This window comes from Pseudomonas sp. V98_8 (assembly GCF_029967975.1).
GTDB classification, from domain to species: Bacteria; Pseudomonadota; Gammaproteobacteria; order Pseudomonadales; family Pseudomonadaceae; genus Aquipseudomonas; species Aquipseudomonas umsongensis.
The window spans coordinates 13,595-29,991 of the sequence record NZ_JASCAE010000065.1 but is presented as its reverse complement, the minus strand read 5'-3'; the positions used below and the strand labels follow the sequence as shown (position 1 = coordinate 29,991).

Sequence of the window (16,397 nt, the reverse complement as noted above, 5' to 3'; positions counted from 1 at the left end):
ACTCAGTCACAAAATCCCCATTGGCCGCCTGGACGCCTTCGCCGGCAAGCCTGGCTCCTACGGTAAAAGCGAAATCCAGCCGTTACCGCAGCAATGGATATGAACTCAGACAACAAACAATAGGTCGGCCGTCAGGCCGCCTTCGCGAGCAGGCTCGCTCCCACAGTTGATCGGGTACATCCGCGAACACAGCGCGGTGCCGCGATTCCTAGTAAGGCCGTTTCGCCGGCCCCGACTTGTTCAGCACCGTACCAATCAGGTTCGCCCTGCCCAGATGATGCAGACTCTCCTCGATCTCTTTCTTGGTATTCATGCCATTGGCAACCACCAGCAAGACGCAGTCGAACTTGGGCAGGATAGTTATCACATCATCCGAACTCAGCACCGGCGGCAAATCGAAGATCACAACACGAGAGTTGTAGCGTTCGCGCAGATCAACGATCAAATCGCCCACCACCGGCGAAGACAACACCTCGGTGGAGAGCGGAATCGGTTCGCGCGTCGGCAGGACCACAAAACGCGGCAAGGTCGGATTGACCAGGACCTCTTGCAGCTCTGCTTCGTTGGTCAGGAATTCATTGAGCGATTTTTCCATCGGCAGCCCCAGGTAGCTACCGACCTTGGGACAACGCAGATCGAAATCCACAAGCAGCGCCGTCTTGGTGGTGTGGTGCGCGATACTCATTGCCAGGTTGATCGCCAACACCGACTTGCCCGCCTCCGGCGTCGGCGAGGTAATGGCCAGCGTGCGCCAACCATTTTCCTCCATCGCCTTGAGGACCTGGGTACGCAGAAGATCGAACGCCCAGCCCATGTTCGAATTCTTGTTGTAGGCGACAATGCGATGGCGCTCCAGGTGCTCGGCCCGCAACGGTACAACCTTGGTTTGTACGTAACTGAGCGCATTGAGCGGTGCAGGCTGTCCGGATGAAGAGAGCACCAAGCCTGACGAAGGCGATTGTTCGCCCTTACCCAGAGGTGGCTTAATAATTTCCATCGCAATATTCCTTATTCAAACCGCGCCAGAGCCTTGAACATCAGCAAATCCAGTGGCATGTAGAAGAAGTGCAGGAGCACCAGAGAGACCACGATCATCAAGACGCCACAGAGCACCAGTATCGTTCGCCACTGTTTGCGACGAGCCAGTTCCGCCTGGGTATGAATGTAGGGAATGGCAACCAGTACGCGCCTGCCCAACACACTGGTCAGCGCGTCGACACCCCGTACGCGCTGGCTCAGCATCTCCAGCAGCATCACCAGTGCACCCGCCCCTACCGGCGCAAGGACAAAGCCAAGGGCCACGACTTTCTTGCGGTTCGGCCGTACCGGTTTTTCCGGCATCAGCGGCGCTTCGAGCAGCACAAAACGCTCGGCTTTGTTTTCCTGCTCCAGGCTTTCGGTAATCTTCGCACTCATCTCCTTGGTGCGGATTTCTTCGTATTTCTTGCGTGCGTTTTCATGGTCGCGCATCAGCGTGACCAAGCCACGTTCCACTTGCGGCGCCTCGAGAATCTGGCTTTCCAGGGTCGCGATCTTGTCCAGCAACTGCTGCTTCTGCGCGGCCAGCGATCGCATGCGTTGTTCCGAGGCGGCAATGCGCGCCTGGACCCTGGCAACGTCCAGGCTGACCGGCGTGACGGAACCGCCGCGACCTTGACTGGCCTGCATGGCGGCGATCTTGCGTTTGATCGTCCGAACATCCGGGTGGGCTTCGGTGTAGATCGTCAGCAGCCGGGCGTACTCGGCCTTGAGGCTCGCCAGATCCTCTACCGGCTCAGCGACCGCACCTGCCGTGCCCGCCTTGGTCGACAGACCGGCATGGGCCGCCGACAGTTCCAGGTCCTGGAAGCGCAACTCCTCGTTGGCCGCCTTGTAGTCACGGTCGATATCCTTGAGTTCGAGTTCAGAGCGCGACAACATGTTCATGCGCAGTTCCTGATGCTCAGGCAGCGCGTTGCCATGGGCCTGCTTGAAGTCAGCCAGCTTGTTCTCCAGCACTTCCAGCTCAGTGCGCAGCTTGTTCGCCTCCTGGGTCAGGAACTCCGTGGTTTCACTGGCGCGCTCGGTGCGCTGCTTGATGTTCTCATTGAGGAACAGCGTCACCAGTTCGTTGGCCACTTCGTTCGCGACTTCTGGCTCCCTGTGCTCGAAGGCAAGGCGAAAGGCGATCGTTACCTCGCCTCGCCCCTTCACCGCCGCACTGACCAGGGCGACGGAAATCGCATTGCGCATCTCTTCGATCTTTTCGGTCAGGGTCAGGCGCCGGCTGCCCGTTTCGAAAAGATTGTACTTGTTGATGATCGCCTCCAAGTGCTCACGGGTCATCACACGCTGGCGGATGACTTCGATGCGCTCGTCAGCAAAGGTATTGTTGTTCCCCGCCACCAGGTCCGGCGAAATCTGCTGAGATTCCACCAGGATAGTTCCGGACGACTGATAGATCGGTGGCATGGAGGTCGCCACCAATACAGCCGCCCCGATTATCACGGCCCCCGTCACAATCAACAGCCAGGCCCGGTGCTTGATTACTGCAATGTAGTCGTTGACCGACATTTCGTATTCAGAGGACATAAATACCACGCTGCTGAAGGTCAGAAGTCGGGGTGACTATAGATCAAGGTCATCCCTATGATGTTGGCATCGGCATTTGGCAAGCCGTCTCGCTCGCGCTCTTTGTAGGTGAAGGATAGGCGTGCAAGCCAAAAAGGCGAGAGCTCGCGACTCACAAACGCGCCATATGTGCGAAAGGTGCTGGGCGCGTCCCCTTTGGTTTTTTGCCAGGAGCCATCAACACCGACACGACTGGTCTCGTCGAGCAGATAACTCCAGTTACCCCGAAGCTCATCGGACTCGACCAGGCCGTTCTCCCCGTTGGCGATCGTGCTGCGACTGGCTTCGGCACTGGTCTCGACACGCTCACCGGTGTAACGCAGGCTCACGCCACCCTGGCCAGTGGGACCACTGTTGCTATTGGATACCTTGTTCATACCGCCGTACACAGATCCCGTAAATCGCTCGGAGATCTGGTAGTTCACGCCGACCACCGGGGTGTAGCTGTTCGAGGAGCCGAGGGTGCTGGTGTCGTCCTTGGGCTCATAACGCGTCGCTTCGAATCGGGTGAACAGTTCGACGCGCTCATTCCATTGATAAAGCCAGCTCAGACGGTTGGTCAGCTCGTCGTAGTTGGTCAGCGAGGCGGTGTCGTATTCGACATGGGTGAGGTCGATTTCGTCGACCAGGGTGCTGCGCTCGGTCACCGCGGAGCGCCAGTTACCGCCGATGTTCGAGAGCTTTTGCGTACCATCGGTCGAGTCTGTGACACCGGTTTGCTGGACTTCAGTGGAAAGCGTCGAACTCTCGATGTATCTCGCCGTGAGTCCATAGCCACCCTTTTCGGTCTCACGCTGCCAGCCAAACGACAGCCTCGGGTCTTCTCGATTGGACACGACGTCGGTATCGGACGAGCGCTCCACATTGACACCGAGGCCAAACTTCCACTGGTCCCGATCAAAATTACCCACCAGCGTGTAATCGGGGGCAATGATCGTTCGCGTGATCGCTTTCTCGTCACTCGTCAAGAGCAATGGATTGCTGTCGTGCTCGACTGTCATGGGCAGCGCAACTGCCGACTGCCAGGTGCCGGCGTAGGTCATGCCGGAACATGGCAAAGTCAATATTGCCATCACCACTCCGGTTGTTTGCAATGAACGCAAGTTAATCCTTAATGCATCGCGCAATGTCAGGGAACGACCAGCGTATCGCCGGCCTGAAGTTCAAAGTTAGTGGACATGTCACGTCCGGCGATCAGATCGTCGTAGTTGACGAGCAGTACTTTCTGTTTTTTCCCTTCGCGCCGCAAGAGCTTGATTTCGTCCTTGTCAGCGAACTTGTCCAACCCACCAGCCTCGCTCAAGGCTTGCAGTACATCGGTCTCACCGTTCATCTGCACCTTGCCGGGCTTGAGTACCTTGCCCTGGACATAGACGACATTGCCCTTGGCCTCGGTGACCACAACGCTGACCACCGGATCTGGATAATATTTCGTGAGCTTTTCAGTGATTATCTTTTCAGCTTGAGCCGTATCAAGCCCTTTGACCTTGACCGGCCCCGCCAGCTTCAGAGTGACGTAGCCATTGGGCAGCACATCTACGCGCTCTATTTTTTCCGCTGGTTCGCCCCAAATGGACACTTCAACCTTGTCTCCAGCGTTCAGGAGATAGGAGTTGTCTTCGGCGGCACGGGCCACGCCGGGCACAATAGCCAGCGCACACAGTGCAGGTAACATTAAACGCAGCATCTGGATTCCTCCGCCTGGTTAGCTCATCTAATGAGGATCAACCGTTACAATCAGCGTCCTCTTTAGGCCTGTAGCACCCACAAGAAAAACTATTTCGCAAAACTGACACTTAAATCTTGCGCCGATTGGCGACAACGATGAAACCTAATAGGGCGGAAGAGAATAACCAAACAACCGCAGAGACCGGGACTGCATTGGGTTGAGTGTTGTGAAACGCCGAATCACCCGACAGCCCTTTGTCCTGGACTGAGTCAATCACGAACGGCTGCTTGGCAACTTCCGTCATTAAACCGTCGCACGCTGAACTATTGACGGAAGCATTTACCCCCGACTTGGATCCATTATCAACGCTGGAAATTTTGGCACTTTTGGCATCTAGCGAAGAGCCACCATGGGCTGTACCAAGGTTCGTCGACGCCACAGTCGCAGCCTCGGTCGAGGCCACGGCTGCCTGAGTCCTTGCACCCTCGCAAGCGCTACTTATGCGACTAATTTCATAGGGCAAATTGGCTGCTTGGGCAGTGGCAACGGCTACTCCATTCAGAGTCGCAAATAACACAATCAACTTAATGAAAACTGTCGTCCGCATATAACCGCCTCCCTGCGCTGAGGGTTTGGGATGAGTCGATTGAGGAAATCTAAATCAGGCTAAATGGAGCCTATAAGCAGATAGCCAGTACGTCAATAGCACGTCACAATAATAAATAGAAATATAAATCGGCGGCGGATAACGTCAAAAAAACGCCGCAAGCAGCCTAAGTGAATCGTCAGAGTCAGCAAGTGTTTATGCATGCATGGCCTCTTGTAAAAACGCCGTCAAATCACCCATCGCACAAATAAAACAATGCAACGAAGATGCCGTGGAGTGTTGCGTTGATCGCCTCCTATCGGACAGCCGACCACTACCACACAGGGCCACGGAACGGGTCTGGGCGAGCGATATTCGGGGCCGGAAAAACGGCGTCAGGCGCGTCCTTGGCGCACACTGGGGCTTTTCTGTCCCCTGGCGTTAAAACAGGGCGCGCCTACTGCCACATACAGTTGACTGTACACAGCGACCAATTGCTCAAGGGAAAAGGCACGATTTCGCCCGCTGGGATTGGGAAGGACCCAGACCGCGGCATTGCCGAATGTCTTTGGCTGTGGTCCCCAGGCGACGTCGCGCTGATCGGACAAGGCGCAGTACGCCGCCTTACCGAGAAATGCCACGAAACGTGGCGCAAAAACGGCGATCTTTTGTTCGAAAGCCGACGCGGCTGCGACAAATTCATGGGCCGACAGCTGGTCCGCCCGCGCTGTCGGCCGCTGGACCACGGCCGTCAAACCACAGCCATGGCGCAGAATGTCCTGGTCTTGCTCTGGCTGCAGTTGTTGTGACGTAAAACCGGCGAGGTGCAATGTGCGCCAAAAACGATTGCCCCGACCGGCAAAATGATGACCCTGGACCGCGGCAGTCATGCCTGGGTTGATGCCGCAAAAAACCACGTCCAATTGTGGCGCCAGTATATCGTCGAGCCCTTCACTCACCGCAGATCACACCGACCGCATTGCGTGCGAGCGCCGTCAACTCCTCACGCGACTTGCCGGCTCGCGCACGGATCGAAATGCTGTGCAGCAGCGATGAAGCGAGCACAGCCAGTGCTCCTGCATCGACATCATCCTTTAATTCGCCAGATGCAATGGCCGTACGCAGGCGCGCCTCCAGATCGGCATCCAACCTGCTCAGGCGATCACTGAGCACCTCTCGGATCTGCGGATCCTCGACAGCCTCGGTGGTCGCCGTGCCAATCGCAAAGCAGCCACGTGGCTGACCGTCGCCCGAAAAGTAGATCGACAACTGTCCCTCGTAGAAACGCATCAGCGCCTGGCGCAACGTCAGTTGGTTGTCGGCCAGCGCGGCCTGCATGTCGGCGGCGGCAAACTCCCAGTACTGCTCCAGCGCCTTGATGTACAGCGCATGTTTGTCACCAAAGGCCGCATACAGGCTGGGTCGATTCATCCCGGCCGCGGTGGCGATGCTGTCCAGGGATGCGCCCGAATAGCCAGTGCTCCAGAACACACCGAGCGCTTGTTGCAACGCTGTCTGCGGGTCATACGCGCGGGGGCGGCCGCGGCCCTTGCCCGCTGTCACTTTATTTTGTGCCATGTCGCATAAAATCCTTGCAGGAAGTTGGATGAGCGGATATTTTTACACCATCGCACAAAAATAAGGAACCACAAATTCCTTGATCCATGTTTGTTCAAGCGCAGCTCAAACCGGGTGTTGCAGCGACGAAACAGCGGTGCCGGAGCGATCCTCCCAAGCACCTGCGGGTTTGCTTTACCACAACATTCATTGACGTCGGTGCCAGGCGATTGCTGCAGGCCCGCCTTCCCGGTTAAAGGTGCATTCGATCATGACTCAATCCATCGACATCACGGCTTCGCAGGCCTATGAGGCCCAATCGCCGATCAACAAACCCCTTAAGGAGAAGCTGCGGCCCTGGCTCATGGTGGGCCTGCCTGCCCTTCTCGCTGTCGTTGGCTATGCCTACTACGTGGCTGGCGAACCCTTCGTCACCACCGATAACGCCTACGCCCGGGTGGCCAAGGCCTCGGTCAATGCACGGATTTCCGGGCAGGTCGTGGACATCGCCGTCCAGGACAACCAGAAAGTCAACAAAGGCCAAGTGCTGTTTCGCCTCGACCCCAAGCCCTTGCAGATCGCGATCGATCGTGCTCAAGCGCAACTGAGTGTCGCTCGGCTGCGCATCGACGGACTCAAGGCCAGCTACCGTCAACAGCAGGCTGAACTGCAATCGGCCAAAGAGTCGGCGGACTTCGACCAGAAGGAATTCGCCCGCAAGAAAGCGCTGGTTGCGACCGACTTCGTTTCCCGGGCCATTTATGAGCGCGCGGAAACCGACCTGAAGATCGCACGGCAACGCATCGCGTCGATCGAACAACAGATCGCCAGCACCGTCGTCGCCCTGGACGGCAACCCGAACATCGAGGCCGACAGTCACCCTTCGGTGCGTGAAGCCAAGGCGCAGCTCGATGAAGCGCAGCTGTACCTTTCCTACGCCACGGTCTATGCGCCGGCCGACGGCGTTGTCGCCAAGGTCGACGACCTGCAGGTAGGCAACTACCTCAACAGCGGTGCGCCAGCCTTCGCGTTGATCAGCGACCATGAGATCTGGGTCGAGGCCAACTTCCGGGAAACCCAGGTCACGCACATGCGTGCGGGTCAGGAAGCGCGCATCAGCATCGACACTTACCCCGGGCACGTGTTCAAGGCCCACGTGACGAGCATGAGCCCCGGCGCCGGGTCGGACTTCGCCCTGCTGCCGCCGGAAAACGCCACCGGTAACTGGGTCAAGGTGGTCCAGCGGGTACCGGTTCGCCTCGAACTGGATGACGCGGACCCTGCCCTGCCACTGTTTTCCGGCACCAGTGCCACGGTCGAGGTCGATACCGGACATCGCACGCCATGGTGGCACCCGCTCAAGTCGCTGCTGACCGCAGGTAACTTCTGATGAACGCCCACGCACAGACATCCGCGGATCCGGGCCGTGCGCACTCGCTTCGATTGGCGGTGCTGCTCGCCACTTACATGCAGTCCGCCAACCTGCCGCTGCCCAATGCGGTGCTGCGGCTGATTCAAGGCACCCTGTCGATGACTGACGACCAGGCCGGATGGATTTTCACGGCGTACCTCGCGGCGAGCGCCATTACCCTGCCGATTGCCCAGTGGCTTGCCGGGCGTCTTGGCCTGAAGCTTGTCTATCAAGCCGCGCTGGCTGTCTTCGTCCTCGGCTTGCTGCTCGCGACGGTGGCCACGACGCCGCTGCAATTTATCGGTGCGCGGATCATCCAGGGCCTGGCCAGTGGCGTGCTGGCGCCCCTGTCGATGGCAATTGCCATGGAGACATTGGCGCCCGAGAAGCGCATGAAATTTGGTGCGACCTGGACCGCCATCGTGCTCCTGGGCATCGTCAGCGGCCCGAGCATCGGTGGCTGGATCGCCGAGCATTTCGATTGGCGCTCGATCTTCTACATCAGCCTACCGTTGTCGGCGTACATCTTTTTGGTCGTGGCCCTGCTACTGGCCGAGAAAAAACCCGAGAAAGCGCCTTCTTTCGACTTCTTCGGTTTCGGCAGTTTCACCCTGGCCTTGATCGGCCTGCAGATGCTGCTCGACCGCGGCGAACGCCTGGACTGGTTCGATTCGCCGGAAATCTGGATCGAGGCACTGGCCTGTGGATTGGGGTTGTACTTGTTCATGGTGCACGTATTGACCAGCAAGACGCATTTCCTCAACAAGCGCCTGTTCCGTGATCGCAATTTCGTGCTGTCGACGCTGATCTTTTTCGCCGTGGGTTTCGTGCTGCTGTCGACCATGGCGCTGACCTCGCCGATGCTCGATGAAATTCTCGGCTACCCGCCAGACACCACCGGTGCCCTGACCATCCCGCGTGGCATCGGGCTGGTGGGTGCGTTTGTGCTAATGGGCTGGGTGCCCGAGCGTTTCGATCGCCGGCTGTTCGTGGCGGCAGGCGTGGCCCTGGTGATCTTTGCCAACGGACTGATGCTCGACTATTCGCCCTTGATGGACTGGTCGCCGGTGGCGGTTGCCGGGGCCATCCAGGGCATCGGCATCGGCCTGCTGATGCCGGCACTGACCAAGGTCGCGTTCAGCACCCTTGACCCCGCACTTCGGGCGGAGGGGACCGGCCTGTTCAATCTTTCGCGGGTCTACGGCAGCACCCTGGGCGTAGCGATTGTGCAGATTTTCTTCTTCAACAATACCCAGGCGATGCACCTGGCACTGGCCGCCAATGTGACGTCCTATCGCGCTGCCGCGCATGGGGGCACGGCGTCGATGTCGTTGCCGGCACTCGAAGGGCTTAACCACATGATCACCCACCAGGCCGCGTTCATCGCCGTTATCGGCCAGTTCAAGCTCCTGTTGGTGGCGATGCTGGTGGTCAGCCCGCTGGTGGTCTTTCTGCGCAAACCGATACCGGCCAACTAATTTTCGTGGAGTCTGTGCAATGAAATCCTGTCATCTGTTCCCAACGAAAATCGCGGCAGTGTCGGCAATGGTCTTGCTCTCTGCCTGTACCGTCGGCCCTGACTTCAAGGCCCCGCCGACGAGCCAGTCGCAGCACTACGATCAACAGGCCGAGCAGCGCCTTGGCCATGGGGGGTTGCAGCGCATTGCCCTGGGCAACAAGGTCACCGGGCAATGGTGGTCCGCCTTTGGCTCGCCCAAGCTCGACCAACTGGTACGCCGGGCCATCGACGGCAATCTGGAGCTGGTCGCTGCCGATGCAACGATACGGCAGGCATCACAATCGGTGGCTGCGGCACGAGGTGCGCTGTATCCGCAGGTCGACTTCGCTGCGGCAGCGGGTCGCCAACGGGTGCATAACGCCAAGGAGCCCTCGGTCTCGAACTTCTATGCGATCGGGCCACGGGTCGGTTTCGACCTCGATGTCTTCGGTGGCAACAAGCGGCTCGTCGAACAGCAGCAAGCCTTTAGCGACTTGCAAAAGCATCGTTACGAAGCCGCGTACCTGACCCTGACCGGGGAGGTCGCCAGCCAGGCGTTGCTGGTGGCTTCTGCCAATGCGCAGATGCAGGCCGTGGAGACTTTGCTGGACAACGACACCCGCAACCTCGAACTGGTGCGCGCGGCCCATGCCAGCGGCAGCACCACCCAGGTCGACGTGTCGCTGGCAGAGACCCGGCTTGCCCAGGACCGCACGTTGCTACCGCCCCTGGCCCAGCAACGGGATGCTGCGCGCCATGCGCTGTCGATCCTGACGGGCAATGGCCCGGCTGACTGGATTGCGCCGGACTTTGACCTCGACGAATTTGCCTTGCCGTCGAACGTGCCGGTCAGCCTGCCCTCGGAAATGGCCCACGACCGTCCGGACGTGCGCCAGGCCGAGGCCGAGCTGCACATCGCCAGCGCCGCGGTCGGCGTGGCGACCGCCAATCTCTATCCGCGGGTGACGTTGTCCGCCTCCCTGGCCCAGGCCGCATCAGGCAATGGCGGCGCCGCACTCTGGGGGTTCGCGGCGGGAATCGCCGGGCCGATCTTCAACGGTGGCACCCTCAAGGCGGAACAACAGGCCGCCGTCGAGGGTTACAACGCCGCGCTCGCTGGCTACCAGCAGACCGTCATCAGCTCGTTCGGCCAGGTTGCGGATACGCTGCAAGCAATCAACCACGACGCGCAGGAATTTCGCGCCCAGGAGGATGCACTGCAAGCGGCCGACACCAGCTTGCGTCTGAACCGCCAAGCCTACGCCCAGGGCGAGAACAGCACGCTCCAGGTGCTCGAAGCCGAGCGTGCCTACCAACAGGCGCTGCTGAGCCAGATCCGCGTCAAGACCGCGCAGTACCTCGACACCGTGCAGCTGTTTGTAGCCCTCGGCGGCAACTCCGTCGGCGTGTTCGAACAACGGTTGGCCAGCCGCCAGGCACCACAACATTCGTATCAGTAGAGGCTGCGGCCTCGGTAATTGGAGTCAAGACATGTCCTACGAAGCCTTTCACGATGAACTGCGAGATACCCGGTTTGCCCTTAATCACGGTTCGGGGCAGATGCCCGCCGTGGGTTTCGGCACCCTGTTCAAAGACCTCGGCGTCACCACCCAGGCGATCACCCACGCGCTGGAAACCGGGTTCCGTCATTTCGATTGCGCCGAGCGTTATCGCAACGAGGAATCGGTCGGCGTTGCCCTGCAAGCTTTCATGGACGCGGGCAAGGCCCGGCGCGAAGACCTGTTCATCACCACCAAGCTGTGGAACACCAACCACCGCCCCGAGCGGGTGTTGCCGGCCTTTGAAGCCAGTTGCCGACGGCTGCAGGTGGATTACATCGATTGCTATCTGATCCACACGCCCTTCGCGTTCCAGGCCGGGGACGACCAGGACCCCAGGGATCCCTTCGGCCATGTCCTCTACGACTCCGGTGTAACCCTGATCGACACCTGGCGGGCCCTTGAGCAACTGGTCGATCAAGGTCGTTGCAGGTCCATCGGCCTGTCGGACATCACCTTGCAGGCGCTGAAAGAAATCGTCGCCGTGGCGCGAATCAAACCCGCGGTGGTGCAAGTCGAATCCCACCCGTACCTGCCGGAATGGGAATTGCTGGAGTACTGCAAGGAACACGGGATCATCCTCCTGGCCTTCGCGCCGCTGGGCCACGGCATGGAACCGAACGTGCTGGAGGACGAAGTGATCCTGGGCATCGCCCGGCACTTGCAAAGAACCCCGGCCCAGGTCGCACTGGCCTGGGCGGTACAGCGCGGTGTCGCGTTCCTGACCACCTCGGCGACACCCGACCATATCCAGGAAAACTTCGATATCACCACCCTGCCCCACAGGGCCATGCTGGAAATTCGCCAGGAGATCACAACGCGGATACGCTTCAATTCCGTGGTGGAAACCGGAGTACCGGGGTTCATCCCACGCAAACAATGACAGGCCTCGAGGGGACGGTCATGTGCCGTCCTTTTTTTCCAGTTGACCCATGAGGCGACAACGATGGATGTATTCCAGAGCATGCGATTTTTCCTGGCGGTCGCCCAGAGCGGCAGCTTTACCGCAGCCGCGCATTTGCTGGACACCACCACGACCAACGTTTCCAAGGCGGTCTCCAGTCTCGAGGCCCGCCTGCAAACCCGCCTGATCAACCGTACCACCCGGCGCCTGGCCTTGACCGAAGCCGGCACGCGCTATCTGGAACGCTGCGAGAAGATTCTGGAAGAACTGCGAGATGCGGAGGAGGAAGCAGGCACCGCACAGGTCACCCCCGTGGGCCGCCTGAAGATTCACGCGATGTCGGCCATCGGCAACCACTACGTGATCGACGCCATTGCCAAATACCGCGAGACACACCCCTCGGTCCTGTTTGACCTGGCCTTGACCAATCGGCTGCCCGATCTACTGGAAGAAGGTTATGACATGTCGATCGTGCTGGCGCGCGACCTGCCCGACTCAGGCTTCGTCGCCCAGCGGCTGGGCATCACCTACAGCATTCTCTGCGCATCGCCCACCTACCTGGAAAAACGCGGAGTACCCGACACGCCGGGTTCGCTTGGCACACATGATTGCCTGAGAATCGTCAACACGGTGATGCCGGCCGAGCACTGGGTATTCGAAGGGCCCGAAGGCGTGGAGGCCGTCAACACACCGGTGTCGCCGTTTCACGTCAATACCGCCGATGCCATGACCGTCGCCATCACCCGCGGCATGGGCATTGGCATCCAGCCGATCGCGTCCGCCGTGGCCGGCCTCAAGGCAGGCACCCTGGTTCGGGTACTGCCGCAGTACCATTTTGAAGAGTTGAACCTGTTTGCCATCTACCCTTCACGAAAATTCGTCGATGCAAAAATAAAAACCTGGGTGGAGTTTCTCAAGGACTACCTGCCCGGGTTGCTGGCTGACGATGACAAAATTGCCCGTTCATCAAAACGCCCTGCAAACATCTGAGGATGGAGTGTCGACCCTCCACCGTCACCGCCGTACTCAACCGTTCGAGCACCCAGTGCCCATGACTTGATACTGCATGACATGGCGCAGGCCCTGGGAATCTTCGTAGGTCATCTGCGCCGAAACCGGACCACACTCTGGCGCGACATCGGTCAGGGAAATGACCTTCTTGATGTCCAGTCTCGAACCGTAGGTGTAGGTCTCGATCGGTGGCTTATTGGCCGAAATTCTGGCATGGCTTTCTTCGGCAAAGGCCTGGGCACCGATGCAACTGAGTGCAAGGAAAATCGCGATTCTTTTCATGGGGTTCACCGTCTCGTTCAGGGTGGATGAGTACCTCTGGAACCCTTGGTCCGGGTTCCTTCGGTAGAGACGATGCTAGGGGATTGCCCGGGCGCCAAACAGCGTCCTGGCGGATAAACACTGTTAACAGAATGCGTAGGAATGCAGGGATCGAAATCTGCAGGAGGTCATCAAACCGCAACCGTCAGCTGTGTTGGCAGCAGACGGTTGCGGTATGTTCACGCATGCCTCAGCGAGGCTCGTCAAGCGGCAGTGGCCGCCAGCGCTTCACGCCCCTCTTGTGAAGAACGCTCCTGCTGCGGCAGGCGATCGAGCGCTGGGGCCCAGGCCGGCACGCTCGGCATCTCCTTGCGCAAGCTGTGGATCAGCGTATAGGACATGACCAAGAGCAACATGGCGATCGGCAAACCGGCAGCGATACTCGCCATCTGAATGGCCTTGAGTCCCCCTGCCAGCAACAACCCTGCGGCAATGGCACCTTCGAGAATGCACCAGAGCAGCCTGATCCAGTTCGGCGGATTGGTGCTGCCCAACGCACACAAGGTGCACAGAACCTGGGTGCCGGCATCCGCGGTGGTGACGAAATGCACACCCAGCAACACGCATACCAGTATCGACAGCGCGGCACCCATGGCCTGGCCATCGAGTGACTGCAGCAAGGTGAACATGGCCGCGGTGGTTTCTTTCTTGGTGGCGAGCAACACGGTGCCGCCTTCGAACTTCGGCTGCTCCTGGGTCACCACCTGGCTGGCGACGGACGCCTGGTAGGCCTGCCTGTCCTGCTGTTCGTTTTTCAGCGCCGCGCCACCGAACACCGACATCCACAGGATGGTCACCAGGGTCGGCACCACCAGCGCCCCGATCACCAGCTCACGGATGGTCCGGCCTTTGGAGATGCGCGCGATGAACAGGCCGACAAAAGGCCCCCAGGTCATCCACCATGGCCAGTAGAACGCCGTCCACCAGTTTTGCCATTCGCTGTCTTTTTGCGTGTCCATCCAAAAACTCAAGCCAACTATGTTTTGCACATAGTCGCCGGTGGATTCAAACATCAGGTTGAGAATGTAACGGGTGGGACCGATTGCCAACACGGCCAGCATCAGGATGAACGACAAGTACATATTGAGCGTGGAGATACGCTTCATTCCCTTGGACAGTCCGGCCAACAGCGAAATACAAGCAACGATGCTGACAAACAGAATGATCGATAACTGCAAGCCGACACTGACCGGAATACCGAATACCTGATGCAATCCGGTATTGATCTGCACCACACCGAGGCCAAGGGACTGGGACACGCCAAAGGCCGTGATGACCACTCCCATGATATCGACCACATGGCCGATCCAGCCGTAGATACGATCGCCAATCAGCGGATAAAGCAGCGATCGCAGGGCCAGCGGCAAACCTTTACGGTAGGCGAAGTACGCCAGGCTCAAGCCAATCATGGAGAAGATCGCCCATGGATGCAGGCCCCAGTGGAACAGGGTGATGCGCATCGCCAGGGTCGCGGACTCGTCCGTCAAGCCCTTGGAAAACGGGTTGTCGGCGTAGTGCAGCATGGGTTCGGCCACGGACCAGAAAATCAGTCCGATGCCCATTCCCGCGCTGAACAGCATGGCAATCCATGAGGCGAAACTGAACTCGGGAACATCCTGTTCGGTGCCAAGTTTCAAGTTACCGAAACGACTGATCGATATATAAAGCAGTACGCCCAGCACGCCACTGATCAGGGCGATGTAATACCATTTGAAGTTATGCAGGATAAACACCGAAGCCATTTCAAAAGCCTTGGCTGCCTGCTCGTCTTTAAATGCACAGAACACGACAAATATGATCACCGCTAATATCGAAGCCACGGTCACATTCGGATTAAGGCCTTTCAACAGGCCGGATTGAGCACGCATTGTTTTCCCCTTTTGTTTTTGTTTAAGGGTTTGGATATGTTCCGCAGTTCGCCTATCGCCTGGAATCGACTGACACCAGGACGGTTTCATCTGCAGGTAAATTCCGGTTTATTACGCCTTTGGCAACGTCACCAAGATCGTTTAAAGCTGACCAGCGCTCAAACCATTTTTCGTCACCGACTCATGAGAAAAACGCATCAATAGGACGCCATCAAGCGCCTGTTTCCAGGGTACTTTCGCAGGCCCCCTGTTCGCTCAAGCGCGTGACTTTCGCCTGCCCTACGAACAGGGCCAGCAACACTGCGCTGCCCCCGAGGAAAAAATAAAAGCTCGACGCGCCGAAGCCTTCCATCAGCGCCCCCGCAATGAGTGGCCCGATACAGGCGCCGACCCCAAAGGTGATCAACAGCATGCCCGAGAGCGAAACGCGCAAGGACGGCTCCATGTTGTCATTGGCCAACGCCACGCCCAGCGGGTACAGGCAGAACTGCAGAAAACCGATGCCGGCACCGAACCACAGCAATGTCGTGAACGATGGCGCTTGAGCGAACCCCAGCGGCAGGCTGATGAGTACCAGCAATACCGCCACCGCGCGGATCAGGATCGCCCGGGGCAGCCGATCCGACAGCCAGCCCAACGGCAACTGGGCCAATAGCCCGGCACCGATGGTCAACGCCAGGAACTGACCGACCTGCGCCGTGCCCAATCCTTGCTTGCTCGCATAGATCGCAGCCAGGCCGTAGAAGCTGCCATTGAGCATGCCCGACACCAGGATCGTCCCCAATGCCTGTGGAACGCGCCGCAGGAACAAGCGCAGGTCAATCGAGGTCACGGGCACCGCCACGGGATGCGCGCTGCGAGTCAGCGCCACCGGCACGGAACACAGGGCGAACACCATCGCCACCGCCAACAGCGCACGGATGCCCAGCCCCTCGTCGAGACTCAGGGCCAATTGCCCGAGCATCATGCCGACGTAGCTGGCGACCATGTACAGCGCCAGGACTCCGCCGCGTTGCTCGGTCCGGGCCTGGTCATTGAGCCAGCTTTCCAGCACCATCAATTGGCACATCATGGCCAGTCCCACCAGCGCCCGCAGTACCAGCCAGAAGGCCAGGGACGTGCTGAATTCATGGGCCAGGACCGCCGCCGCAATCGTTGCCGCGCAAGCTGCGTAGGTGCGAATGTGCCCAACCTGAGCGATCAGGCTGCGCCCGACCCAGCCACCCAGCACCATCCCCAGGGCATTGGCGGCCATCAACGCGCCACCCGCCGTTTCGCTTGCACCCAAAGCATTGAGGCGCAGCGCCAGATAGGTCATCAGCAAGGTCGATCCCAGTTGCATCAACAAGCTGGCCAGGTAGAGGGCGCCGAAGGTTCTTGTCAGTGTTATCACCGTACCGACT

At 59.1% G+C, this 16,397-nt stretch carries 15 protein-coding genes; 5 read left to right on the top strand and 10 right to left on the bottom strand.

Features of this window, described 5'->3' with window-relative positions; translation table 11 throughout:
- Positions 1–208: 208 nt before the first annotated feature.
- From QLG10_RS21295 to QLG10_RS21265, 7 genes are all read right to left on the bottom strand, one after another.
- Positions 209–997 carry a CpsD/CapB family tyrosine-protein kinase gene (locus QLG10_RS21295; RefSeq protein WP_020798147.1) on the bottom strand — a complete coding sequence of 263 codons (789 nt, stop codon included), beginning with the start codon at positions 995–997 and terminating at the stop codon, positions 209–211.
- 11 nt (positions 998–1,008) lie between these two features.
- Entirely contained in the window at positions 1,009–2,571 is a 1,563-nt protein-coding gene (locus QLG10_RS21290; RefSeq protein ID WP_110752941.1) for a Wzz/FepE/Etk N-terminal domain-containing protein, read from the bottom strand.
- A 20-nt stretch (positions 2,572–2,591) separates the two neighbouring features.
- The gene (locus QLG10_RS21285; protein WP_110752943.1) at positions 2,592–3,683 is read right to left on the bottom strand and encodes a hypothetical protein; all 1,092 of its coding nucleotides are present in this window, start codon (positions 3,681–3,683) and stop codon (positions 2,592–2,594) included.
- Positions 3,684–3,739: 56 nt separating this feature from the next.
- Positions 3,740–4,297, bottom strand: coding sequence for a polysaccharide biosynthesis/export family protein (locus QLG10_RS21280; RefSeq protein WP_110752945.1), 558 nt, complete (start codon positions 4,295–4,297; stop codon positions 3,740–3,742).
- A 109-nt stretch (positions 4,298–4,406) separates the two neighbouring features.
- Positions 4,407–4,742, bottom strand: a complete 336-nt coding sequence (locus QLG10_RS21275) for a hypothetical protein (protein WP_282487974.1) — start codon at positions 4,740–4,742, stop codon at positions 4,407–4,409.
- A gap of 518 nt (positions 4,743–5,260) precedes the next feature.
- Positions 5,261–5,824: a G/U mismatch-specific DNA glycosylase gene (gene mug / locus QLG10_RS21270; RefSeq protein ID WP_110752949.1), complete on the bottom strand. Its 564-nt coding sequence runs from the start codon at positions 5,822–5,824 to the stop codon at positions 5,261–5,263.
- On the bottom strand, positions 5,817–6,443 hold the full coding sequence (locus tag QLG10_RS21265) for a TetR/AcrR family transcriptional regulator (RefSeq protein WP_110752951.1): 627 nt from the start codon (positions 6,441–6,443) through the stop codon (positions 5,817–5,819). The genes mug and QLG10_RS21265 overlap by 8 nt, the downstream gene beginning before the upstream one ends.
- Positions 6,444–6,693: 250 nt before the next feature.
- Here QLG10_RS21265 and QLG10_RS21260 point away from each other — a divergent pair, with 250 nt between their 5' ends.
- The 5 genes from QLG10_RS21260 (at position 6,694) to QLG10_RS21240 (ending at position 12,784) form a co-directional block, all read left to right on the top strand.
- Entirely contained in the window at positions 6,694–7,812 is a 1,119-nt protein-coding gene (locus QLG10_RS21260) for an HlyD family secretion protein (RefSeq protein ID WP_248679267.1), read from the top strand.
- A complete protein-coding gene (locus QLG10_RS21255; protein ID WP_282487973.1) occupies positions 7,812–9,311 on the top strand; it encodes a DHA2 family efflux MFS transporter permease subunit in 1,500 nt (499 codons plus the stop codon). Before QLG10_RS21260 ends, QLG10_RS21255 begins: the two co-directional genes overlap by 1 nt.
- 19 nt (positions 9,312–9,330) lie before the next feature.
- On the top strand, positions 9,331–10,791 hold the full coding sequence (locus QLG10_RS21250) for an efflux transporter outer membrane subunit (protein WP_282487972.1): 1,461 nt from the start codon (positions 9,331–9,333) through the stop codon (positions 10,789–10,791).
- Positions 10,792–10,822: 31 nt separating this feature from the next.
- A complete protein-coding gene (locus tag QLG10_RS21245) occupies positions 10,823–11,773 on the top strand; it encodes an aldo/keto reductase (RefSeq protein WP_188263495.1) in 951 nt (316 codons plus the stop codon).
- 63 nt (positions 11,774–11,836) lie between these two features.
- Entirely contained in the window at positions 11,837–12,784 is a 948-nt protein-coding gene (locus QLG10_RS21240) for a LysR family transcriptional regulator (RefSeq protein ID WP_188263496.1), read from the top strand.
- A gap of 36 nt (positions 12,785–12,820) precedes the next feature.
- Here the strand turns inward: QLG10_RS21240 and QLG10_RS21235 are convergent, their stop codons facing one another.
- The 3 genes from QLG10_RS21235 to QLG10_RS21225 all read right to left on the bottom strand — a co-directional run bounded on the left by QLG10_RS21235 (position 12,821) and on the right by QLG10_RS21225 (position 16,387).
- Positions 12,821–13,087, bottom strand: a complete 267-nt coding sequence (locus QLG10_RS21235; RefSeq protein ID WP_110752963.1) for a DUF2790 domain-containing protein — start codon at positions 13,085–13,087, stop codon at positions 12,821–12,823.
- A 242-nt stretch (positions 13,088–13,329) separates the two neighbouring features.
- Entirely contained in the window at positions 13,330–14,994 is a 1,665-nt protein-coding gene (locus tag QLG10_RS21230) for a BCCT family transporter (RefSeq protein WP_110752965.1), read from the bottom strand.
- Positions 14,995–15,205: 211 nt separating this feature from the next.
- Positions 15,206–16,387, bottom strand: a complete 1,182-nt coding sequence (locus QLG10_RS21225) for an MFS transporter (protein WP_110752967.1) — start codon at positions 16,385–16,387, stop codon at positions 15,206–15,208.
- Between the last annotated feature and the right edge of the window lie 10 nt (positions 16,388–16,397).